Genomic DNA, 20,335 nt, shown 5'->3' with positions numbered 1-20,335 from the left:
GCGAAGGTCTTGCCGAATTGACAGTGCGCCGCGCTTGACGGCGACCGGGGCCGTGTCGATGCTTGTCACGTTTACCTGGGCAGCGGAGGCGACGTGCCGTGGCGACTTCGATCATCGTAGGCTACCGACCCTTTCCTGGCCGTACCGACCTCGTCATCTCCATACTCCTGGAGATCTATGAAGCCATGCAGCGGGCCGGACTGATCACCGCGCGCCGCCCGTGGATCATGCGTAGCGAAGAAGGCAATGTCGTCGCCGCCTTCGAGATGACCAACGAGTACTCATTCGCGGCCTCCGAAAAGATCCGCGAGGTGGCCGCCTTGCGGGCCCGCCTGATGGGCGTGGCCGAGCGCCTGCCGCTTGGCAACCTGCGCGAAGCCAGCCAGCCCTACGCCGAGTTCGAGACGACCACGGAATACCCGGCACCCGCCGCCGCGCGCTGAGCCGGGGGGCTCAGACAGCGAGGAGCTCGCGCTCCATGGCCCGCTGCACGAACTGATTGAGGCTGATACCGAGGGCGGCGGCCGCCTCCGTCGAGCGCAGATGCAGCTCGGCCGAGACCCTGGCCTGGAATTTCCCGGAGAACGTGCGAACCGGCGGGATACCCGCTTCGCGGCAGGCATCGAGGAAGACGCGCAGCGAGACGACGCCTTCGCTGCGCAGGCCATGCACATCGGGCGCATAGAAGTCGGCGCCTCCGTTGAGGCCAACGAACTCGCCGCGGAACATGTCGATCTCGGGGTCGTACTGGACGACAGCGCGGTAGCCATCGATGACCATGATGTTATTCATGCGATCACTCCATTTTGGTTGAGCCACTTCCGAATACAGGCCACGGCGCCTTTATCGGTATCGGGACGCGGGTGAGGGCGGTGGAATACGCGGACCTCCCCGAACAGGAAGACGGTGACGCGCGACCCTTCGGCTTCTTTCATCCGTGCACCGAGTTGGAGAAACAGCGCTTCGATATCGCTCCACCGGATGTTGCCGTAGGGCGGGTGTCCTGCGATGAGGGCGAGCGTTCGCTGGTGACGTGGCTTCATGGAATGGTACCAAATTGTGGTACCTATGCAAGCTACGGATCGGGGGCAAGTCGCGGAATCGGCGGTGGCCGCCGCCTGGCGCCAGGGATTGCTTTCACAAGCGCACCAGCGCGCGTATGCTGGATCTTTCATTCCAGAACACGGTTATGGCACGGCCACGCGAATTCAACCGGGATACCGCCCTGCAGCGGGCGATCGAGACCTTCGCCCAGCACGGGTTTGAAGGCACCTCGACGCCGATGCTGCTGGACGCGATGAAGATCGGCCGGCAGAGCCTCTATGACACCTTCGGCGACAAGCGGGCGCTTTATCTCGAAGCGCTGCGTCGTTACTCGGACGATAGTGTCGGTGCGACGCTTACGGCGATGTTTGCGCACGCCAACGTGCTCCAGGGCATCGAGCAGGCGCTTCTTGCCTTCGCCGAAACAGCGTCTACGCCGCACGGAACCGCGTGCCTGGGGATTCACGCGGTTGCCGAGTTCGGTACCACGGCGGAGGATGTGTCCGGGGTGACGCATGCCCTCGGCGAACGCACCTTGCTTGCATTTGAAAGCCGGCTGCGCGATGGGATCGGCCGGGGGGAGATCGCCGCGACGCTGGATCCCGCGGCTGGCGCGCAGTTCCTGCTCGCTACCTTGTCGGGGCTGAAGATCGCCGCGCGTGGCGGCGCGCCGCACGCTGTACTGACGCAGATCATTGCGGTGGCCATGCGCTCGCTTGCACCCGACAAGTAGTTGACTATGTAGTCCAGAAAGGCGTAGCCTGATCGCCAGGCCAAGCAGGCGGACCCCATGTCCGCCTATTTTTTCGCGTCATAGTTGACTACACAGTCCATAATAAGGTGCACCATGAATCAGCAGGTATTGGCAGGCAAGGCGGCATTCGTCACGGGCGGTGCCCGCGGTATCGGCGCGGCGATCGTGCGCCGGCTCGCTGCGGAAGGTGCCGAGGTGACCTTCACCTATGCAAGTTCGTCTGCAACGGCGGAAGCGCTGGCCGCGGAAATAGCCGGCCAGGGCGGGCGTGCCCGCGCGCTGCGGGTGGACAGCGCGGACGCCTCGGCGCTGGCAGCGGCGATCGATACGGCGGTTACGGCGACCGGTCGCCTGGACAGCCTGGTGAACACCGCCGGGGTACTTGAGCGGGGCAGTGTCGAAACCATGGGCATCGACGCGTTCGATCGGGTTTTCGCCGTCAATGTCCGCGCCGTTTACGCCGGGGTCCAGGCGGCGCAGCGCCACATGGGTGAGGGTGCGAGCATCATCAACGTGGGCAGCATCGTCGCCGATCGCAGCGCGTTCGCCGGTGCTTCGGTCTACAGCGCCTCGAAGGGCGCCGTACAGGCGATGACCCGCGGGTTTGCCCGTGACCTGGGCGCGCGCGGCATCACGGTGAACACGGTGCAGCCGGGCCCGACCGAGACGGATATGAACCCCTCGGACTATCACGACATGCTCAAGTCACTTATCGCGCTCGGCCGCCTTGGCCAGCCCGGTGAAATCGCGGCGCTGGTCGCCTGGCTGGCCGGCGCCGATGCACGGTTCATCACCGGGGCCAGCCTTACGGTAGACGGTGGCTACCTCGCCTGAGTCACTGGCACGTCACGCCCGCCCGTAAACGCTGTCGAGCTGGGCGACGGCCGCGTTGACGCGTTCGATACCCGTGGACTGGACCTGCGCGCTTTCGCCGATGGCGCTGGTGACCTCGGTGACGTGATCCACGGCGCCGAGGATTTCCTGCATCACCTGGCCGGCGTTGCCGACCAGTTCGGCGCCTTCGTCCACGCGGTCGCGGGCGCTGCCGATCAGCGCGTGGATCTGTTTCGACGCTTGGCCGCTGCGCATCGCCAGCTGGCGCACCTCGTCGGCGACCACGGCGAAGCCCTTGCCGGTTTCGCCGGCGTGCGCGGCTTCGATCGCCGCATTCAGCGAGAGCAGGTTGGTCTGGAACGCGATTGTGTCGATCATCTCGAGGATGTCCTCGACCGAACGCGTGCTGTCCTGGATCGCACCCATCGTGCGGACCACATCGGCGACGACACCGCCGCCGCGCTGGGCTGCGGCGCGCGCGCCGTCGACGAGTTCTTCCGCGCGGCCGGCCTTCCGTGCGTTATCCAGCACGGCATGCGAAAGCGACACCACCTCACGCTGCAGCGTCTGGGCGGCCATGGTCTGCGCGGTGATGTCGGTCGCGTACTTGATGATGCGTACCGGCTTGCCCTGCGCATCCAGGATCGGGTTGTAGGTGGCCTGGATCCAGACGATGCGGCCGCCGCGGCCGAAGCGGCGGTACAGGCCGCCATCATGCCGGCCTTCGCGCAGGCCGGCCCAGAAGCGCGCGTAACCTTCCGAAGCGACTTCCGCCGGATCGACGAACATGCGGTGATGGCGGCCCTGGATGTCTTCCAGGGTGTAGTCCATCGCGGCCAGGAAGTTGGCATTGGCGTCGAGGATCGTGCCGTCGAGCGCGAATTCGATGGTGGCCTGGGCCCGGTCGATCGCCTGCAGGCGGCCATCCATGTCGGCCTCGGTGCGGCGGCGCTCGGTGACGTCGGTCGCATACTTCACGACGCCGGCGACCCGGCCGAACGAGTCAAAAATGGGGTTGTAGGACGACTGCAGCCAGACGTCGCCACCGTGCTTGTGCAGGCGGCGGTACAGCCCCGCATCGGCCTTGCCCGCGCGCAGGCGGGCCCAGAACTCGGCGTACGCCGTGGAACCGGCCTCGGCGGGGTCCACGAACTGCCTGTGGTGCTTCCCCACGATCTCGCTGAGCTGGTAGCCCATGGTCTGGAGGAAGAGGGGGTTGGCATGGACGACGTTGCCGTCCGGGCTGAATTCAATGATGGCCTGGACCTTGTCCAGGGCCGCGAGCTTCCCGCGCATCGACTGCTGCTGCCGCATCCACCGAGCCAACATCCCGGCACCCCTTCCCTAAATGTGATGTAGATCACATATCGGCCGTCAATTTACTCACTTTAGGCAAAAAACGTGAAGGTGGTAAAAACACCATTAGTCCGGTGAAAAACATAAAAAAAGCCTCCGCGAGGGAGGCCTTCTGATCCTGGTGCCGAAAGTGGGACTCGAACCCACACTGTATCTCTACAAACGGATTTTGAGTCCGCCGCGTCTACCGGTTCCGCCATTTCGGCATGGGGCTGGCGATTATGCGGGAATCAATGGACCTGGTCGAGCCCTAGCTGGCGCTCGTCGCGCAGGTACCAGTCGTCGCCCTGCGGGTTGAATACGGCACACTGGGTCATGCGGCCCGAGTAGATGTGCAGGCTGACCGCCACGGCATCTTCGCTGGGGTTGCGGATGGTGTGGTACTCGTGCGGCGGGATGAGGCTGCCTGCCGATCCGGGGCCGGCCTCGATCGAGCCGACCGGGCGGAAGTGGTAGCGGGTCGCGTCGTGTTCGATCAGCTCGTACTGGACGATTTCCAGCGCGCCGTTCCAGACGCCTTCGACGCACCACATGCCGCTGTGGTCATGGATCTTGGTGCCCTGGCCGGGGCCCCAGGTCATCGCGACCACGCTGTAGCCGTGTTCCTCGCTGCGGTAAAGCTCACGGCGCCCGTAATGGTCGCGGAAGGCTTCGTTGACGCTGGCCGGAAGGACGACTTCCCGCGAGCGGATCAGCTGGCAGAGCGACTTGCGCAGGGTATCGGTAATTGCCGGCGTGCTCGCCTGACTCACCGCGTGGTCGATCGCATCGATGAGCTTGCGGCTGCCCGGGAATTCGACCGTGATCATGGGGTGGAACCTCTTACAGGGACGTGGGGACGGGGCGCTGCCGCCGATGATAACAGGGCGGCCGGGACGCTGCCGTGTGTAGGAGCCCACCCTGTGGGCGACATCTTTCGCATCGAGGCACAGGCCCTGCGGCGTTTCTGCGAGAGGCGTCGCCCACAGGGTGGGCTCCTACGAGAGCTTAAAGGCTGCGCAGGAACCCGCCGATCGCCCGGCTGTAGTTCTCGATATCCACCAGGAACGCGTCGTGGCCCTGGGGGGAATCCAGCGCGACGAACTCGACATCGGCGCCAGCGGCTTCCAGCCCCTTGGCGATCGTCTCCTGCTGCTCCAGCGGGAACAGGATATCGGTGCTCACGCCGATCACCATGGCGCGCTCGATGCGGATGCGGCCAAGCGCGCGCATGACATCGCCCTCGCCGTATTCAGAGATATCGAACCAATCGCTGGCGCGCGAGAGATAGAGGTAGGCATTGGGATCGAACTGACGGTTGAAGCGGCGCGCGTGGGCTTCCAGGTACGACTCCACCTGGAACTCGAAGCCGAACGGTTCGTTGGCTTCGCGTTCGTCGGCATCCAGGCGGATCCGGGCGAAGCGGCCGTTCCATTCCATGGCCGACCGGTAGGTAATGACGCCCAGCTTGCGCGCGATGCTCATGCCGTGGTCGGGCCAGATGTCGCCGCCGTAATGGCCTTCGCGCCAGTTCGGGTCCAGGCGGATCGCCTCGCGCTGCAGCGAACGGATCGCGATCGCGAAGGGCTGCGCCTGCGGCGCCGTATCGACGCTGATATGCGTCCGCGCCGCGCCCGGGTGCAACACCATGTAGGCCAGCGCGCTCATGCCACCCATCGAACAGCCGACGAGGCACGCAAGCTGGGTGATGCCCAGCGCATGGGTGACTGCTTCATGCGCCGCGTTGGCGACATCTTCGAGGGCCAGCTCGGGAAACGTGAGCCGGTACGGTTCACCCGTCGCCGGATTCACCGACGCCGGGCTCGTCGAGCCCTTGTCGCTGCCCAGCGAGTTCACGCAGATGACGAAATAGCGATCGGTATCGAAGGCGCGGCCCGGCCCGATCATCTCTTCCCACCAGCCGGGCGTCGGGTCTTCCGCGTTCTTCGCGGCGTGCGCGCTTGGCGAGAGGCCGGTGAGGATCAGGATCGCGTTGCCGCGCTCCGCATCCAGCGTGCCCCAGGTCTCGTAAGCCACCCGGGCGCCGTGCAGTTCGCCGCCCCGCTTCATGCGGAACGGTGAGCTCAGGTCATGGTATCGGCGGGCGTCGCCCATGCGCTGCTCCTCGGATCAATGCAGCGAATGGTGACACGGACGCAGGCGTTTCGTCCTATGGCGTCGCGCCGGCGGCCCGCTTTTCCGCGAGCGCGATCTGTTCGGCCACGGCATGGGCGACGTTCGAATCGGGATCGAGCAGGGGCTGCAGCTTGCGCCAGGTCGCGGCGGCATCCGTATAGCGCTCCTGCTGGAACTGGGCGATACCCAGCAGCCACAGGGCCTTCTGGCTATCGGGCTGGGCGGCGACGGCCTGCTCGAGCAAGGCGAGCCCGCGCCCTTCGATACGGTGGTCGGGGCGCACGAGGGAATCGGCCTCGGCCCAGCCGACCATGGCGGCGACGTTGCGCGGGTCCGCCTTGAGCGCGCCTTCGTAAGCGTCACGCGCAGGCGCCGGCTGCTTCACCATGGTGTAGGTCTGGCCGAGCAGCAACCAGCCTTCCACGTCGCCGGGGTTGGCCTTCAGGCGCGAGGTAAGCGCATCGATCGCCTCGCCGACGGTCATTTCCTTCGGCGGCTCGACGCCGCCCAGCGTGGCGGGCGTGCCGACCAGTGCATACCGGCCGACGCTGGCCAGCGGCAACACGACGGCCAGCGTCACGGCGATGGCGAAGATCGCTTTCGACCGGCCCTGGCGGCGCCCATGGCGCACCAGCGGAACCAGCAGCAGGGCAAGGGCCACGGCGAGCATGGCCGCGGCGGCAACGTAAAACGCAATGGTCACCAATCGTCCTCGGCATCATTGGCAGGTGCCTGCGTGGTCAGCGGGGCCTGGCGGGCGCGGCGGCGGACCTGCACGGCGACGACGAAGCCACCGATCGCCAGGACCACCAGCGGCCCGAACCACAGCAGCCAGGTCTTCGGCTCGACCGGTGGCTTGTACAGCACGAAATCCGAATAGCGATCGACGAGATACGCCTTGATCTCGGCGTCGCTCTTGCCCGCCTGCATCATCTCGAAGATCTGCCGGCGCAGGTCGTGCGCGATCGGCGCGTTGGAATCGGCCAGCGTTTCGTTCTGGCACATCGGGCAGCGCAGTTCGGTGCTCAGCTTCTGGAAACGCACTTCCTCCGCGCGGTCGCGGAACGGCAGCGGCTGGATCGCCTGGGCGATCGCCAGCAGCGGCAACAGGCAGAGCAGGGCAAGCAGGCCGAGGCGGCGCATCAGCTGCCTTCCTTCGCCAGCGCGGCGAGCGCCGGCTGGATTTCCCGGGTTACCACCTCGGGCGTGATCGGGCCGACGTGCTTGTAGCGGATCACGCCCTTGCCATCGATCAGGAAGGTTTCCGGCGCGCCATACACGCCGAAGTCGATGCCGGCGCGGCCATCGCGATCGACGATCACCAGGTTGAACGGATTGCCATGCTCGGCAAGCCACGCGGTGGCGTCCTTCGGGTCGTCCTTGTAATTCATGCCGATGAGCGGCAGGCCAAGGGCCTTTACGTCGGTGGACAGCACGGCGTGCTCATGCACGCACTCGATGCACCAGCTGCCGAACACATTGAGGATGTACGGCTTGCCGAGCAGGGATTGCCTGTCGACCGTGCGTCCCTCTTCGCCGAGCACGGGCAGCGCGAAAGCGGGTGCCGGCTTGTTGATCAGGGGCGAGACGATCTCGTGCTGGTCATGCTGGGTGTTCCACCAGATGCCGAAGCCGAACAGCACGACGAGCAGGGTGAAGCCAATGAGCGGGAGGAAGCGGCTCATGCGGCCTGCTCCGTCGCGGGTGTTGCCACGGTCGCGGCTGACTTCTTCGCGCGGAAGCGGCGTTCACCCGCGGCGAGGAACCCACCAGCCATCATGAACAGGCCACCCAGCCAGATCCAGCGCACGAAGGGCTTGTGGTACAGGCGCAAGGCCCATGCGCCTTCCACGTTGCCGCCATCCATCGGCTCACCCAGGGCGACGTAGATGTCGCGGAACAGGCCGGGGTCGATCGCCGACTCGGTCTGCACCTGGCCGCGCGAGTACGTGCGTTTCTGCGGGTGCATGGTCGCGAGGACATCGCCGCCGTGCAGGATCGTCACCACGCCCTCGTCGGCGCGCCAGTTCGGGCCGGTGGTCTCGCGCACGCCATCGAAGCGGAACTGGTAGGCGCCGACGGCTTCCACCTGGCCCGGCGCCATGCGCACGTCGCGCTCGGTGCTCAGCGATTCGGAAAGCAGCACGCCGATGAGGAAGATCGCGACGCCGAAATGTGCGACCAGCATGCCCGCCATCTCCGCCGGATAACGGCGGCCAAACGGCATCTCGCGCCAGCGCTTCACGACATAGGCCAGCGTGCCCGCGGCGACCCACACGGCGCCAGCGACACCGGCGATCGCGCGGAGCTTGCCGTCGACAAAGAACACCGCGGCGCCGGTGCAGATCACCGCGGCGATCGCCGCGCGCATCGCCATGCTGGTCAGCTGGCGACCTTCGGCGCGGCCCCAGCGCAGGTACGGCCCAAACGGCAGCAGCAAGACGGCGGGCGCCATCAGCAGCACGAACAGGAAACCGAAATACGGCGGACCCACCGAGACACGGCCCAGGTTCAGCGCATCGCCGATCAACGGGAACAGCGTACCGAGCAGCACCATCGCCGCCGCCGTCGTGAACAGCAGGTTGGCCACCATGATGCCCGTTTCGCGCGACAGCGCGGCGAACGGTTTGCCCGTCGCGACCTTCGGTGCGCGGATCGCGTAGAGCAGCAGCGAGCCGCCGATCACGACGATAAGGAAACCGAGGATATACAGCCCGCGGCGCGGATCGGAGGCAAAGGCATGCACGGAGGTCAGCACGCCCGAGCGGACGAGGAAGGTCCCGAGCAGCGAAAGCGAGAAGGCGAACAGCGAAAGCAGTACGGTCCACGCCGGTAACGACCCACGCTTCTCCGTCACCGCCTGCGCGTGGATCAGTGCGACGCCGACGAGCCACGGCATGAACGACGCGTTCTCCACCGGATCCCAGAACCACCAGCCGCCCCAGCCAAGTTCCGCGTACGCCCACCAGCTCCCGGCGACGATGCCCATGGTCAGGAACGCCCACGAGACGTTCGTCCATGGACGCGCCCAGCGCACCCAGCCCTGTTCCAGCTCACCGCCGAGCAGGGCGGCGATCGAAAAGGCGAACGCGACCGAGAAGCCCACGTAGCCCATGTAGAGCACCGGCGGGTGGAAGGTCATGCCCGGATCCTGCAGCACCGGATTCAGGTCGCCGCCGTCCGCGGGCATGGGCAGCTCGCGCAGGAACGGATTGGACGTGAACAGGATGAAGGCCAGGAAGCCGACACCGATGAGACCCATGACGCCAAGCACGCGTGCGACGAACGGCTGCGGCAGGTGGCGGCTCAAGGCGGCCAGGGCAACCGTCCACACGTTGAGGATGAACACCCACAGGAGCATCGAGCCCTCGTGCGCGCCCCACACTGCGGTGATGCGGTAGTACCAGGGCAGGGCGAGGTTCGAGTTGTCGGCGACGTACGCGACCGAGAAGTCATAGCTGAGGAACGCGTGGACCAGGATGCCCATGGCGGCGAAGACGAACACCGCCTGGCCCGCCGCGGTGGGCCGCGCCAGGGCCATCAGCGCGGCGTTGTTCCGCCACGCGCCGATGATCGGCAGCACGCCCTGCACGAGGGCCAGCAACAACGCGAGGATGAGGGCGACCTGGCCAAGCTCGGGGATCACTTCGGCGCGTCCTTCATGGCGGTGTCGTCGATGTTGCGCTTCTGGTGCGCCTTCGCCATGGCGTCCTTCAGTTCCTTCGGCATGTAGTTCTCGTCATGCTTGGCGAGCACTTCGCCGGCGATGAAGCGGCCATCGGCCATGCGCCCGGTGGCGATCACCGACTGGTTGTCGCGGAACAGGTCGGGAAGGATGCCGGTGTATTCGACGGGCATGGCGCCCGCATCGTCGACGACGATGAAACTCACCTTCAGGCTGTCCTTCGCGCGCTGGATGGAGCCGGCTTTCACCATGCCACCGAGGCGGAACGTGGGGTACTGCGTGGCCTGGCCTTCCTGCACCTGGCTCGGGGTGAACAGGTAGCTCATGTTCCGCTGCAGCGCGAACACGGTGAGGCCCACCGCGATGGCGGCAGCGACAAGGACCGAGATGACGACGGCGAGACGGCGTTTACGCGTTGGATTCATTACGGGCAGGGGTTCCGGGACGGCGGCGGTTCTCGTGGCGCGCGATGCGTGCGCGGATATCGCGCAGGTTGCGGCGGCGCCGGGCGAGGGGTGCCAGCGTATCGATCAGGAGGACGATGAAGAAGACCGCGAACGCGGTCCATACGTAGGCGCCATAGCCGCCCATCGCGAAGAAGGTGCTCATGCCTTGCCTTCCTCCGCATGGCCCAGCGCGAGCTCACGCACCCAGGCCTTGCCGCCTTCGGAGGCGATGAGGTCGGCGCGCACCCGGGCGAACAGGCTGGCGATGTAGTAGAGCTTGGTGGCTGCCATCATGGTGAGCAGCGGCCACACCATGCTGGCATCGATGTGCGAGGGGCCAAGCAGGCGGATGGTGGCGCCCTGGTGCAGGGTGTTCCACCAGTTCACCGAGAAATGCACGATCGGCACGTTCACCGCGCCGACCAGTACCAGGAAGGCCGCGGCGCGTGCACCCTGGCGGCGATCCTCGAACGCGTGGTACAGGCCGATGATGCCGAGGTAGATGAAGAGCAGCACGAGCTCGGAGGTGAGCCGCGCATCCCATGTCCACCAGGTGCCCCACATGGGCTTGCCCCACAGGGAGCCGGTGGCAAGGGTGATGGCGGTGAAGGCGGCGCCGACCGGCGCGGACTCCATGGCCACCGTCTCGGCCAGCTTGATCCGCCAGACCAGGCCGATGAACGCGGCGAGCGTCATCACGCCGTAGATGAACAGGCTCATCCACGCACTGGGCACGTGGATGAAAATGATGCGGTACGCATCGCCCTGCTGGTAATCCGCCGGTGCGACGAACAGGCCGCCGTAAAGGGCTATGCCGCCGAGCACGATGGCGAGGCCGAGCGCCCACGGGTATACCGCGCCCGCGAAGCGGTAGAAGGTCGGCGGTGATCCCAGGCGGTGCAGCCAGAGGGGAACCCAGTTAGCCATTCGTCCTCATCAACGGTTCGTGCATCGCGGTGAGTCCCCCATGGACACCCCGTGGTTGCGTGCGCTCATGAATCCATCGCGATCCGCAGCGCGGCCGCGCATGCCAGCGGCGCCAGGACCACGGCCAGCGCAAGCCCCGCGCCCAGCCACGCGACAGGCGCAACCCACGGCAGGCCATCCTGCGCTGCGGCCACGGCGCCCGCGGCGAAGATCACGACCGGTACGCACAACGGCAGCAACATCAGCGCCAGAAGCATACCAGAGCGTTTTGCCCCGGCCGTCAGTGCCACCAGTACCGCGCCCAGCAGGCTGAGCAGGGGTGTCGCCAGCGCCAGCGCGACGACCAGCACGGGCATGGCCGCGGCGGGCAGGTGCAGCATGCTCGCCAGCACCGGGGCGATGACGACCAGCGGCAGGGCCGCCGTGACCCAGTGCGCGAGAATCTTCATCGCCACCAGCAACGCCAGCGGTTGCGGGGCCAGCATCAGCTGCTCCATCGAGCCATCCTCGATATCGGGCCGGAACAGGCCATCGAGCGACAGCAGCATCGCCAGGATCACGGTGACGAACACCACGCCGCCCGCGATGCGCGCGAGGAGCGCGGGCTCGGGGCCCAGCGCGAAAGGAAAGAGGGTGACGACGATGACGGCGTAGAGCACCGGCAGCGCGATATCGCCGCGCCGGCGCCAGGCCAGGGTGAGGTCGCGGCGCAGGAGGGCGGCGCAGGCGGCAGGCGTGCTACCAGGCGTCACGCGTGCAACCGGATGCGGCGTGGCTCATCGCCCGCGAAAGTCACCGCGCCGTGGCTCGTGACCAGGGCGGCACCACCGCGCGCGGCATGCTCGCGGAGCAGGCGGTTGACCAGGGCGATGCCTTCGCGGTCGAGGTTGGCATACGGCTCGTCGAGCAGCCACACGCGCGCCGGCAGCAGCAGCAGGCGGGCAAGCGCGGCGCGCTTCTTCTGGCCGGCGGAGAGGCGGCGGATCGGCTCGTCCTCGAAGCCGGCCAGGCCGACGTCGGCGAGCACGGCAGCGATCGTGGTGCCGGCACGGACGCCGTAAAGGCCCGCCGACACGGCGAGGTTTTCGCGCGCGGTCAGGTCGAACTTCAGGCCGAGGTGGTGGCCGAGGAAAACCACCGCGCCCGCCATGGTATCCAGCGCGAAGGGTGCGCCGTCGAGCAGCACCTCGCCTTCGCCGGCGTGCAGCATGCCGGTGAGCACGCGCATCAGCGTGGTCTTGCCGCTGCCGTTGTCGCCTTCGACCAGGGCGATCTCGCCACCATGCAAGGCGAAGTCGACCGGCCCGAAAACCGGCTCGTCCTGGCGCAAAAAGCTCAGGGCACGGGCTTCAAGCAGGGGTGCGGAAGAGATCATCGGACGATTGTTGCGGGCCGGACGCCGGTTGTCCATGCGGCTGGTTGACTGTGGGAGCGCGCTACGACAGGCGTATCCAGTTAGCCGCGTTCGAACGCCTGGGCCGGTAGCGGCGGAAGGGTGGCTTCCAGGGTCCGGACCGCGGCATCGAGGTCGACGGATGCGACCTCATCGTGCCCGCGCAGCAACTGCTCCACCAGCGTGTCCTGGGCCTGGCCGCGCTCCAGTGCGTAGGCATAGGGCAGGTGGGTAAAGGTCACCATGCGGTAGCGCGGCAGGTAGTGCGTGGGTGAGCGCTGCGCCAGCAGGCCGCCGAGTTCGCGCATCCGCAGGAAGTGCGGGTCGGCGACCTTGTCGCGCATCTCCACGTAGTTCTCGAGCGCCATCCGCGCGATCGCGTCCGCATTCGGCTTGCGGCTGGCTTCGAACGCGGCGAAGACCGCCGCCGGATCATCCGGCGTGGCTTCGAACAGCCGCGCCAGTTCCGCCGCATCCTCGAACCCGCAGTTCATGCCCTGGCCGTGGAACGGGACGATGGCGTGCGCCGCGTCGCCGATGAGGAGTGCACGTCCGCCGATGTGCCAACGATCGAGGTAGAGCGTTGCCAGTGAACCCACCGGGTGCGCCGACCAGTCGTTCGCGAACTCCGGCATCAGCTCCAGCGCATCGGGAAATTCGGTGCGGAAAAAGGCTTCGGCGGCACCGGCGCCCGCGATCGTCCGGAAGCTCGGATGTTCGCCGTCGTTGGGCAGGAACAGCGTGACGGTGAAGCTGCCTTCGCGGTTGGGGAGCGCGATGCACATGTAGTGCCCGCGCGGCCAGATATGCAGTGCGTTGCGCTCGATGGCGAACGGTGCCGCGGGATCCGTACCGGGCGGGATCTCGAGCTCCTTGTAGCCGTGCCCGAGTTCCTCGACGCGCTCGCCGAGTGGCGCATGCTTGTGCATCGCCGCGCGCAACGCGGAGCCCGCGCCGTCCGCGCCGATCACCACGGGCGCATCGACCGTGCGCTCGCTGCCGTCGGCCGCGCGCAAGGTCAGGGTCCCGTTCTCCAGGTCGGCCGCGGCCAGGCCCTGGTCGAAATGGATGGTGGCGCCCGCTGCTTCGGCGGCGTCGAGCATCAGGCCATTGAGCCCGCCACGCGATACGGACCAGATCACTTCGGAATCATCCACGCCATAGCGCTGGAGGCCGCTGTGGCCCGCGGGGTCGTGGACCATGCGCCCGCGCATCATCACTGCCTGGGCGAGGACCTGGTCGGCCAGCCCGGTGGCGCGCAGGGCATGCAGCCCGCGTTCGGCCAGGGCAAGGTTGATCGAGCGGCCGCCGGCGAAGCCGGCTTTCCGGGGATCGAGGCGCTTCTCGTAAACGGTGACCCGGAACCCGCGCTGGGTCAGCAGGGTGGCTACCAGGGCGCCGACCAGGCCGGCGCCGACCACGGCGAGGTCGTTACGGGGCATGGAGCCTGGCTGGGCGATATTGCGGGGCAGCGCATCGTGCGCCGCAACGCCGCCGAGGGCAAGCCCCGGGCGGCGCCGGTGATCAGCTGGCTTTCTTGCCGCCGCGCGGCGGCACGTGGGTGGCGGCCGCCGGCTTGGCGGTGGCCGCATCGAGGAACCCGCGCTGCATCGACTTCCAGACGTCGAGGTTGCGCTCGGTCATCTCGTTGAGCATGGACCAGGGGGTCTGGCCCATCATGGTGTTGAGCTGGTTGCGGAACTGCTGCTGCTGGTCGAGGAAGACCTGCAGGCTGCGCTCCAGGTACGGCCCCATGAAGCCCTGCAGCGAATCCCCGTAGAAACGGATGATGTGCGACAGCAGCTGCGAGGAGAGCATCGGCTGGCCGTGCTCCTCGTGCTCCGCGATAATCTGCAGCAGCACCGAGCGCGTGAGGTCCTCGCCTGACTTGGCGTCGCGGACCTCGAAATTCTCCCCGTCGAGGACCAGCTGGCGGACTTCCTCCAGCGTGATGTAGCTCGAAATTTCCGTGTCGTACAAACGACGGTTCGGATACTTTTTGATGATGCGTAGGGTTTGTGCCATGCGGCGAACGCTACCACGAGGTATTGCGCCGCACCAGTTGGTTTCACGGCGTGTAAACGTTTTCAGTCACAGTGCGTGAATTTGGATCGATTTACGTAACTTGGATTTAATGACCCGCCGCGCCGCCCGCATTGCCGAACGGTGGCCGGGCCAGCCAGAGGATCGGGATAAGGGCCAGGAACAGGATCCCGCACAGCCAGAACACGTCGTTGACGGCCAGGGTGAGCGCCTCGCGGTTCACCACCTGGTCGAGCACCGTGAGCTGTGCCTGGCCGTGCAGGTTGACCGCCTGCAGCTTGTCCACATAGGCCATGGCGGCCGGCGAGGCCGGATTAACGTATTCCGTCAGCGAGGCGTGGTGCGCTTCGCCCCGGTGCTGCCACAGCGTCACGGTGATCGCGGTGGAGATACTCGAGGCGAGCGTGCGGCAGAAGTTCGCCAGGCCCGACGCACCGGCGATCTGGTCTGGCCGCAGGCCCGACAGGAAGATCTGGTTCAACGGGATGAAGAAGCACGCGATGCCGATGCCCATCACGAAACGCGGCAGCACCAGGGTCGCGAACGACGCGCCGCTGTTGAACGTGGAGAACCAGAACGCGGTGAACGCGAACACGATGAAGGCGAAGGTCACCACCGCGCGCAGTTCGAGCCGCTGGATGTTCTTGCCGATGATCGGCGACATGAGGAACGCGAGGATACCGACCGGCGCGGTGGCCAGGCCGGCCCAGGTCGCGGTGTAGCCGAGCGTCGTCTGCAGCCACAGCGGGAACACGACGGTAATACCGAAGAACCCCAGCATGCCGAGCGACAGTGCCGTGACGCCGACGGTGAAGTTGCGCCGCGCGAACAGCGATAGATCCACCACGGGGTGCTTCGCGGTCAGTTCCCAGATGATCAGGAACGTGATCGATACGAGCGCCACGAGGCCCAGTGTGAGGATCAGCGGCGAAGCGAACCAGTCGTGGTCATTGCCATTGTCCAGCATGAACTGCAGGCAGCCGACGCCAAGCACGAGGAGGAACAGGCCGACGGAATCGATCGGCGCCTTCACCGTCTTCGTTTCGCGGGTGCGCAGGATCGACCAGGTGATCACACCGGCCGCGGCGCCCACGGGCACGTTGATGTAGAAGATCCACGGCCAGGAGAAGTTGTCGGTGAGGTAACCGCCGAGGATCGGGCCGAAGATCGGCGCGACGACCACGGTCATCGCCCACATCGCCAGCGCGATGCCCTGTTTTTCCTTCGGGTAGCTTGCGAGCAGCAGCGAGAGCGAGAGCGCCACCATCGGCCCCGAGCCCGCGCCCTGCAGCAGGCGGAACAGCACCAGCATCGGCATGCTCGTAGCCAGGCCGCAGAGCATCGAGAACACGACGAACAGGCCGACGGAGAAGCAGAACGTCTTCACCTCGCCGAAGCGCTTCGCGATCCAGCCGGTGAGCGGCTGCATGACGGCGCTGGCCAGGGCGTACGAGCTGATCGCCCAGGTGCCCTCGTTGGCGCTGACGCCGAGGCTGCCCGCGATGTGCGGCACCGCCACGTTCACGATCGTCATGTCGAGGATCTCCATGAAGGTGGAGAACGCGACGGCGATCGTCAGCAGGACCAGGGGCAGGCCATGCAGCGGTTTCGGGCCCGCGGGTGCGGGCGCGGCATCCGGGGTGGCGAGTGCGTCGCTCAAGGCACGCGCGCCCCGAGGTTCTGCTGGACGATGGCGTCGGCGGCTTCGTCCGCCTTGGCCGCCACGTCGTCATAGACGGTGGTCTGCGCCACCGGCGTGGTCGAGGGCGCCTTCGCCAGCACATCGCCCTTGTCGTCGGTGATGTTCACCGTGACGGCCGTCGAGAGGCCGATGCGCAGCGGATGCTTGTCCAGGTCGTTGGCATCGAGCGCGATGCGGACGGGCACGCGCTGCACCACCTTGATCCAGTTGCCGGTGGCGTTCTGCGCGGGCAGCAGCGAGAAGGCGCTGCCGGTGCCGGCACCGAGGCCGATGACGTGGCCGTGGTACTCGACGCCGCCGCCGTAGATGTCCGCCTCCACCTTCGCCGGCTGGCCGATGCGCACGTGACGCAGCTGGCTTTCCTTGAAGTTCGCCTCGACCCACAGGTCGTGCAGCGGCACCACGGTCATCAGCTGCTGGCCGGGCTGGACGCTGTTGCCCACCTGCACGCTGCGCTGGGCGACGTAACCATCGATCGGCGCGACGATCGCATTGCGCTGCGCCGCGACCCAGGCCTGGCGGAAGTTGGCACGCGCCTGCTGCACGGCGGGGTTCGTTTCCACGTCAGCGCCATCCACGAGGGCGCGGGCGGCATCGGCCTGGCGCTGCGCGGAGTCAAGGGCCGATTGGGCGCTTTCGACCGCGTCGCGAGCGTGCTGCACTTCTTCCGGTGCGACGGCTTTCTCGGCGAGCAGCGGGATGCGGCGCTTCAGGTCGTCCTGGGCGCGCTTGAGGTCCTGCCGGCGTGCGCCGAGCGAGGCATCGGCGCTGGCGGCGGACTGGGTCTGCTGGCGAACCTGGCGAACGGCCTGGGCCAGCGCCGTGCTGGCCTTGCGCAGGGCGATGTCGGCGTCGGTGGCATCCAGCTTGACCAGGACCTGTCCCGCATTCACGCGCTGCGTGTCATCGGCGAACACGCCGGTGACGATGCCGGGCACCTGGGCGGAGATGCCGACCTGGTTGCCGCCGACGTAGGCGTCATCGGTCGTCTCGCGCGTGGAGAATACGAACAGCCAGAGCAGCAGCCAGATGACGGCGGCGAGTACGAAGACGACAAGGGCGACCAGCAGCGCGCGGCCGCGCTTACGCTTGTCCTTCGGCGCGTTGCCGCTCTCGGCCGGCTGCGTCGTGTCGTTGGGATTCGCGCTCATGGGCTGTGGTTTCCGTCGGTGCTGGGCGTGGAAGGGGATTCGGGGGATTCGGCGCGGTAACCGCCACCGAGCGCCTTGATCAGGCTCACGTCGGTGGCAAGGGCCTGGCCGTGCAGGTCAGTGGCCATGTCCTGCTGCTGGAGCAGGGCGGCCTGGGTGGCGAGCGATTCGCGGTCGTCGCGCACGCCGCGTGCGGCACGGGCCTTCGCGCTGGCGAGCAGGGTGCTTGCCGCGTTGAGCGCATCGTCCTGCTGCGTGCGGCGCGCGGCGAGTTGCTGCGCGCCTAGCGCCTGCGTCGACACATCGCGCGCGGCCGAGGCGACGGTCGCGTTGTACTGCGCCACGGCGGCGTCGAGCTGCGCGCGGGTGACGCCGTGGTTCGCTTCCAGGGCGCCACCTTCGAAGATCGGCAGGTGCAGGGCAGGGGTCAGCGAGAACACGCGGCTGCTGGCGTTGAACACCTTGTCCAGGTCGATGCTGGACAGGCCGGCCATGCCGCTCAGGCTCACATCGGGGAAGAACTGCGCACGCGCGGCATCGGTCTGGCGCAGCGCGGCTTCCACCTGCCAGCGACTTGCGGCGATATCGGGGCGGCGCGCCATCAGGTCGGTGCCGACGTTATCGGGCAGGCCCGGCGCCACATCGGGGAGCGCGCGCGGCGTCAGCGCCGGCAGGTCCTGCGGCGAGACGCCGACAAGGGCGGCAAGCGCTGCCCTGCGGATGGCGGCGGAACCTTCCAGCGCGGTTTTCTGCTGGCGGGCGGCCGACAGGTCGCCGCGCGCCTGCTGCACGGTATCGGGCACGTCCACGCCCTGCTTCACGCGCAGTTCGGCAATGCGCAGCGCCCGCTCGCGCGAGGCGATCAGCTGGTCGGCGAGGCCCGAGCGTGCCTTGTCCGTCAGCCAGCCGAAGTACGTGTCGGCCACGGTCGACTGGATCGAGAGCGACGCAGCCGAGCGTTCGGCCTCCGCCGCACGCGCGCTGTCGATCGCCGATTCGATGGTGAAACGCTTCTTGCCCCACCAGTCGAAGTCGTAGCTCACCTGCACGCCGAGATCGGCCTGGTTGTACCAGGTGAAGCCAAGGAACTGGGCTGGGATGAGGCCGTGCTCGCTCATGCGCTGGCGGGTGACCTGTGCGCTGCCATCGACGCGCAGGCCCGCCTGTGCGGCGGCGACGCGGATGTTCTGCTGGGCGCTGTCGACGCGGGTCTTCGCCTGGGCGAGGTCGGGTGCGCCGCGCAGCGCCATCTCCATCAACTGGTCGAGCTGCGGATCGTTATAGGCGCGCCACCATTGCGCCGCGGGCCAGCCGGCGCGCGTGCCGGCATCGATGCCAGCGAGCGGTACGTCATCGCGCAGCGTGGGGTGGTCGATCTTCGTCGGCACGTGGCAGGCGGCGAGCACGGTGGCCAGCGCCGCGGCCAGCAGGGCGGGGCGGAAAGCAGTGCGGATCATGTCGAGGCATCCGTGGGATCGAGGTGCAGGGCGAGCTTCTTCAGCAGGTGCTCGAAGGTCTTGCGCTCGGGGGCGGTGAAGCAGGCGAACTTGGCGGTCAGCTCCGGGAACATCGGCGGGAGCATCTGGCGGACGAAGTGCTTGCCTTCATCGGTGATCTTCAGCACCACCTGGCGGCGATCATGCGTGGCGTGCGTGCGCGTGATGAGCCCGCGCTTCGCCAGCAGGTTGGTGATCCGGGTCATGTTGGTGGGCTTCTGCTCGGCCAGCGCGCAGAGCTCGCCAGGCGTGGAACTGCCTTCGGCGGAGGAGTACAGCATCATCAGCGTGCGGAAATCGCTGTCGTTCATGTCGAACGGCTTCAGCTTGGCCTCGACGTCACGCTGCAAGGCCTCGCCGGTGAGCAGGAGCAGGCGGATCAGCAGGACCTCGCACTTCGGCAGGCCCGGGATGATCTCCGCGACGCGATCGACCCCGTCGTACAGGGCGTCGACACATGGTTTCAGGCTGGACATTTCGCTGGGGAATAGTTCGCTGATGAACTATTAGGCTAGCAAGGGATGGCCGCCCGGGCAAGTAGGAGCCCACCCTGTGGGCGACGCCGTTCGCGATGCGCCTAAGGGCCCGTGGCGTTCCCGCGAAAGATGTCGCCCACAGGGTGGGCTCCTACGGCAGGTCGAAGAGCTTCGCGGCGTTGGCCGTGGTCGCGGCGGCGATCTGGCTCGCGTCGACCTCGCGCAGGCGGGCGATGGTCTCCAGCACATCGACCATGTACGCGGGCTCGTTGCGCTCGCCGCGGTGGTGCATGCAGGGCTGGTCGGGGGAATCCGTCTCGAGCAGCAGCCACTCCAGCGGCATGCTTGCCACGACGCGGTGGATGCGATTCGCGCGATCATAGGTAACCGGGCCGCCGATGCCGATATGGAAGCCCAGGTCGAACAACTGCCGCGCCTGCTCTTCGCTCCCCGAGAAGCTATGCACGACGCCGCGCAGGCCGCCGATGCGGCGCAGGGTGTGGATCACTTCCTCGAAGGCGCGACGGGCGTGCACGATCACCGGGAGATCGTGTTCCTTCGCGATATGCAACTGGCGCTCGAAGATCGCGCGCTGGCGTTCGGGGTCGAGCCCTTCCACGTAGAAGTCGAGCCCGATCTCGCCGACGGCGACCGGGCGCTTTTCCGCGAGCCAGTTGGGAAGCTCGTCGAGATGCGCATCGCGATGGCTGGCGAGGAACATCGGGTGCAGGCCGTAAGCCGCATGGACCCCTTCACGCGAGGCACACAAACGCTCGATGGCCTCCCCGTTTCCACGATCGATCGCCGGTACGATCCAGCGCCGCACGCCGGCCTGGGCGGCGCGTTCGAACATGGCGCCGCGATCGGCGTCGAACGAGCTGTCGTCGAGATGGGCGTGGGTATCGATCAGGTC

The 20,335-nt window shown here is 67.1% G+C and carries 24 protein-coding genes and 1 tRNA gene; 3 read left to right on the top strand and 22 right to left on the bottom strand.

Features of this window, described 5'->3' with window-relative positions:
- The first annotated feature begins 98 nt into the window (after positions 1-98).
- Positions 99-443 carry a hypothetical protein gene (locus ACTHLF_RS06075; protein WP_440325739.1) on the top strand — a complete coding sequence of 115 codons (345 nt, stop codon included), beginning with the start codon at positions 99-101 and terminating at the stop codon, positions 441-443.
- A 10-nt stretch (positions 444-453) separates the two neighbouring features.
- Here the strand turns inward: ACTHLF_RS06075 and ACTHLF_RS06070 are convergent, their stop codons facing one another.
- Together ACTHLF_RS06070 and ACTHLF_RS06065 are read right to left on the bottom strand one after the other, a co-directional pair.
- Positions 454-792: a type II toxin-antitoxin system HicB family antitoxin gene (locus ACTHLF_RS06070; RefSeq protein ID WP_440325737.1), complete on the bottom strand. Its 339-nt coding sequence runs from the start codon at positions 790-792 to the stop codon at positions 454-456.
- Positions 789-1,043: a type II toxin-antitoxin system HicA family toxin gene (locus ACTHLF_RS06065; RefSeq protein WP_440325735.1), complete on the bottom strand. Its 255-nt coding sequence runs from the start codon at positions 1,041-1,043 to the stop codon at positions 789-791. The genes ACTHLF_RS06070 and ACTHLF_RS06065 overlap by 4 nt, the downstream gene beginning before the upstream one ends.
- Before the next feature lie 146 nt (positions 1,044-1,189).
- Here ACTHLF_RS06065 and ACTHLF_RS06060 point away from each other — a divergent pair, with 146 nt between their 5' ends.
- Together ACTHLF_RS06060 and ACTHLF_RS06055 are read left to right on the top strand one after the other, a co-directional pair.
- Entirely contained in the window at positions 1,190-1,777 is a 588-nt protein-coding gene (locus ACTHLF_RS06060) for a TetR/AcrR family transcriptional regulator (RefSeq protein ID WP_440325733.1), read from the top strand.
- Between the two features lie 114 nt (positions 1,778-1,891).
- A complete protein-coding gene (locus ACTHLF_RS06055) occupies positions 1,892-2,632 on the top strand; it encodes an SDR family oxidoreductase (RefSeq protein ID WP_440325731.1) in 741 nt (246 codons plus the stop codon).
- A gap of 12 nt (positions 2,633-2,644) precedes the next feature.
- On the opposite strand, the gene ACTHLF_RS06050 is transcribed toward ACTHLF_RS06055, so the two are convergent.
- The 20 genes from ACTHLF_RS06050 to ACTHLF_RS05955 all read right to left on the bottom strand — a co-directional run.
- Complete coding sequence (locus ACTHLF_RS06050; RefSeq protein ID WP_440325729.1) at positions 2,645-3,961, bottom strand: methyl-accepting chemotaxis protein; 1,317 nt, start codon at positions 3,959-3,961, stop codon at positions 2,645-2,647.
- A 146-nt stretch (positions 3,962-4,107) separates the two neighbouring features.
- Positions 4,108-4,194, bottom strand: a tRNA-Leu gene (locus ACTHLF_RS06045).
- A gap of 24 nt (positions 4,195-4,218) precedes the next feature.
- Positions 4,219-4,797: a cysteine dioxygenase gene (locus ACTHLF_RS06040; protein WP_440325727.1), complete on the bottom strand. Its 579-nt coding sequence runs from the start codon at positions 4,795-4,797 to the stop codon at positions 4,219-4,221.
- A 178-nt stretch (positions 4,798-4,975) separates the two neighbouring features.
- Positions 4,976-6,082, bottom strand: coding sequence for a homoserine O-acetyltransferase MetX (gene metX, locus ACTHLF_RS06035; protein ID WP_440325726.1), 1,107 nt, complete (start codon positions 6,080-6,082; stop codon positions 4,976-4,978).
- Between the two features lie 55 nt (positions 6,083-6,137).
- Positions 6,138-6,806, bottom strand: a complete 669-nt coding sequence (locus ACTHLF_RS06030; RefSeq protein ID WP_440325724.1) for a tetratricopeptide repeat protein — start codon at positions 6,804-6,806, stop codon at positions 6,138-6,140.
- Positions 6,803-7,246, bottom strand: a complete 444-nt coding sequence (locus ACTHLF_RS06025; protein WP_440325722.1) for a cytochrome c-type biogenesis protein — start codon at positions 7,244-7,246, stop codon at positions 6,803-6,805. The genes ACTHLF_RS06030 and ACTHLF_RS06025 overlap by 4 nt, the downstream gene beginning before the upstream one ends.
- A complete protein-coding gene (locus tag ACTHLF_RS06020; RefSeq protein WP_440325720.1) occupies positions 7,246-7,788 on the bottom strand; it encodes a DsbE family thiol:disulfide interchange protein in 543 nt (180 codons plus the stop codon). The genes ACTHLF_RS06025 and ACTHLF_RS06020 overlap by 1 nt, the downstream gene beginning before the upstream one ends.
- The gene (locus ACTHLF_RS06015; RefSeq protein WP_440325718.1) at positions 7,785-9,749 is read right to left on the bottom strand and encodes a heme lyase CcmF/NrfE family subunit; all 1,965 of its coding nucleotides are present in this window, start codon (positions 9,747-9,749) and stop codon (positions 7,785-7,787) included. Before ACTHLF_RS06015 ends, ACTHLF_RS06020 begins: the two co-directional genes overlap by 4 nt.
- Positions 9,746-10,213, bottom strand: coding sequence for a cytochrome c maturation protein CcmE (ccmE, locus tag ACTHLF_RS06010; RefSeq protein WP_440325716.1), 468 nt, complete (start codon positions 10,211-10,213; stop codon positions 9,746-9,748). Before ccmE ends, ACTHLF_RS06015 begins: the two co-directional genes overlap by 4 nt.
- A complete protein-coding gene (gene ccmD, locus ACTHLF_RS06005) occupies positions 10,197-10,397 on the bottom strand; it encodes a heme exporter protein CcmD (protein ID WP_440325714.1) in 201 nt (66 codons plus the stop codon). Before ccmD ends, ccmE begins: the two co-directional genes overlap by 17 nt.
- A complete protein-coding gene (locus ACTHLF_RS06000; RefSeq protein WP_440325712.1) occupies positions 10,394-11,161 on the bottom strand; it encodes a heme ABC transporter permease in 768 nt (255 codons plus the stop codon). The genes ccmD and ACTHLF_RS06000 overlap by 4 nt, the downstream gene beginning before the upstream one ends.
- Before the next feature lie 65 nt (positions 11,162-11,226).
- On the bottom strand, positions 11,227-11,913 hold the full coding sequence (gene ccmB, locus ACTHLF_RS05995) for a heme exporter protein CcmB (RefSeq protein ID WP_440325710.1): 687 nt from the start codon (positions 11,911-11,913) through the stop codon (positions 11,227-11,229).
- Positions 11,910-12,536, bottom strand: coding sequence for a cytochrome c biogenesis heme-transporting ATPase CcmA (gene ccmA, locus ACTHLF_RS05990; protein WP_440325708.1), 627 nt, complete (start codon positions 12,534-12,536; stop codon positions 11,910-11,912). Before ccmA ends, ccmB begins: the two co-directional genes overlap by 4 nt.
- Before the next feature lie 80 nt (positions 12,537-12,616).
- The gene (locus ACTHLF_RS05985; protein ID WP_440325706.1) at positions 12,617-13,996 is read right to left on the bottom strand and encodes an FAD-dependent oxidoreductase; all 1,380 of its coding nucleotides are present in this window, start codon (positions 13,994-13,996) and stop codon (positions 12,617-12,619) included.
- Between the two features lie 82 nt (positions 13,997-14,078).
- Positions 14,079-14,579, bottom strand: a complete 501-nt coding sequence (gene phaR, locus ACTHLF_RS05980) for a polyhydroxyalkanoate synthesis repressor PhaR (protein WP_440325704.1) — start codon at positions 14,577-14,579, stop codon at positions 14,079-14,081.
- Between the two features lie 106 nt (positions 14,580-14,685).
- A complete protein-coding gene (locus ACTHLF_RS05975; RefSeq protein WP_440325702.1) occupies positions 14,686-16,257 on the bottom strand; it encodes a DHA2 family efflux MFS transporter permease subunit in 1,572 nt (523 codons plus the stop codon).
- A complete protein-coding gene (locus ACTHLF_RS05970; RefSeq protein ID WP_440325700.1) occupies positions 16,254-17,450 on the bottom strand; it encodes an efflux RND transporter periplasmic adaptor subunit in 1,197 nt (398 codons plus the stop codon). Before ACTHLF_RS05970 ends, ACTHLF_RS05975 begins: the two co-directional genes overlap by 4 nt.
- Positions 17,447-18,907, bottom strand: a complete 1,461-nt coding sequence (locus ACTHLF_RS05965; RefSeq protein WP_440325698.1) for an efflux transporter outer membrane subunit — start codon at positions 18,905-18,907, stop codon at positions 17,447-17,449. Before ACTHLF_RS05965 ends, ACTHLF_RS05970 begins: the two co-directional genes overlap by 4 nt.
- Positions 18,904-19,422 carry a MarR family winged helix-turn-helix transcriptional regulator gene (locus tag ACTHLF_RS05960; RefSeq protein WP_440325696.1) on the bottom strand — a complete coding sequence of 173 codons (519 nt, stop codon included), beginning with the start codon at positions 19,420-19,422 and terminating at the stop codon, positions 18,904-18,906. The genes ACTHLF_RS05965 and ACTHLF_RS05960 overlap by 4 nt, the downstream gene beginning before the upstream one ends.
- 151 nt (positions 19,423-19,573) lie before the next feature.
- On the bottom strand, positions 19,574-20,335 hold a 762-nt coding region (locus ACTHLF_RS05955), incomplete at its 5' end, for a TatD family hydrolase (protein ID WP_440325694.1).

The sequence above is a fragment of the Luteibacter sp. genome (assembly GCF_051958795.1).
In the GTDB taxonomy this organism is placed as follows: domain Bacteria; phylum Pseudomonadota; class Gammaproteobacteria; order Xanthomonadales; family Rhodanobacteraceae; genus Luteibacter.
The sequence above is the reverse complement of the archived record's forward strand: the minus strand, read 5'-3'. Positions and strand labels throughout refer to the sequence as shown.

What these genes read in the sequence shown, in the direction of transcription:
- ACTHLF_RS06020 (WP_440325720.1), bottom strand. Translation starts at nt 7,788, where the DNA reads ATGAGCCGCTTCCTCCCGCTCATTGGCTTCACCCTGCTCGTCGTGCTG.
- ccmA (WP_440325708.1), bottom strand. Translation starts at nt 12,536, where the DNA reads ATGATCTCTTCCGCACCCCTGCTTGAAGCCCGTGCCCTGAGCTTTTTG.
- ccmD (WP_440325714.1), bottom strand. Translation starts at nt 10,397, where the DNA reads ATGAGCACCTTCTTCGCGATGGGCGGCTATGGCGCCTACGTATGGACC.
- phaR (WP_440325704.1), bottom strand. Translation starts at nt 14,579, where the DNA reads ATGGCACAAACCCTACGCATCATCAAAAAGTATCCGAACCGTCGTTTG.
- ACTHLF_RS05965 (WP_440325698.1), bottom strand. Translation starts at nt 18,907, where the DNA reads ATGATCCGCACTGCTTTCCGCCCCGCCCTGCTGGCCGCGGCGCTGGCC.
- metX (WP_440325726.1), bottom strand. Translation starts at nt 6,082, where the DNA reads ATGGGCGACGCCCGCCGATACCATGACCTGAGCTCACCGTTCCGCATG.
- ACTHLF_RS06025 (WP_440325722.1), bottom strand. Translation starts at nt 7,246, where the DNA reads ATGCGCCGCCTCGGCCTGCTTGCCCTGCTCTGCCTGTTGCCGCTGCTG.
- ACTHLF_RS06000 (WP_440325712.1), bottom strand. Translation starts at nt 11,161, where the DNA reads ATGGCTAACTGGGTTCCCCTCTGGCTGCACCGCCTGGGATCACCGCCG.
- ccmE (WP_440325716.1), bottom strand. Translation starts at nt 10,213, where the DNA reads ATGAATCCAACGCGTAAACGCCGTCTCGCCGTCGTCATCTCGGTCCTT.
- ACTHLF_RS06070 (WP_440325737.1), bottom strand. Translation starts at nt 792, where the DNA reads ATGAATAACATCATGGTCATCGATGGCTACCGCGCTGTCGTCCAGTAC.
- ACTHLF_RS06050 (WP_440325729.1), bottom strand. Translation starts at nt 3,961, where the DNA reads ATGTTGGCTCGGTGGATGCGGCAGCAGCAGTCGATGCGCGGGAAGCTC.
- ACTHLF_RS06040 (WP_440325727.1), bottom strand. Translation starts at nt 4,797, where the DNA reads ATGATCACGGTCGAATTCCCGGGCAGCCGCAAGCTCATCGATGCGATC.
- ACTHLF_RS05960 (WP_440325696.1), bottom strand. Translation starts at nt 19,422, where the DNA reads ATGTCCAGCCTGAAACCATGTGTCGACGCCCTGTACGACGGGGTCGAT.
- ACTHLF_RS06060 (WP_440325733.1), top strand. Translation starts at nt 1,190, where the DNA reads ATGGCACGGCCACGCGAATTCAACCGGGATACCGCCCTGCAGCGGGCG.
- ACTHLF_RS06065 (WP_440325735.1), bottom strand. Translation starts at nt 1,043, where the DNA reads ATGAAGCCACGTCACCAGCGAACGCTCGCCCTCATCGCAGGACACCCG.
- ACTHLF_RS06055 (WP_440325731.1), top strand. Translation starts at nt 1,892, where the DNA reads ATGAATCAGCAGGTATTGGCAGGCAAGGCGGCATTCGTCACGGGCGGT.
- ACTHLF_RS05970 (WP_440325700.1), bottom strand. Translation starts at nt 17,450, where the DNA reads ATGAGCGCGAATCCCAACGACACGACGCAGCCGGCCGAGAGCGGCAAC.
- ACTHLF_RS05985 (WP_440325706.1), bottom strand. Translation starts at nt 13,996, where the DNA reads ATGCCCCGTAACGACCTCGCCGTGGTCGGCGCCGGCCTGGTCGGCGCC.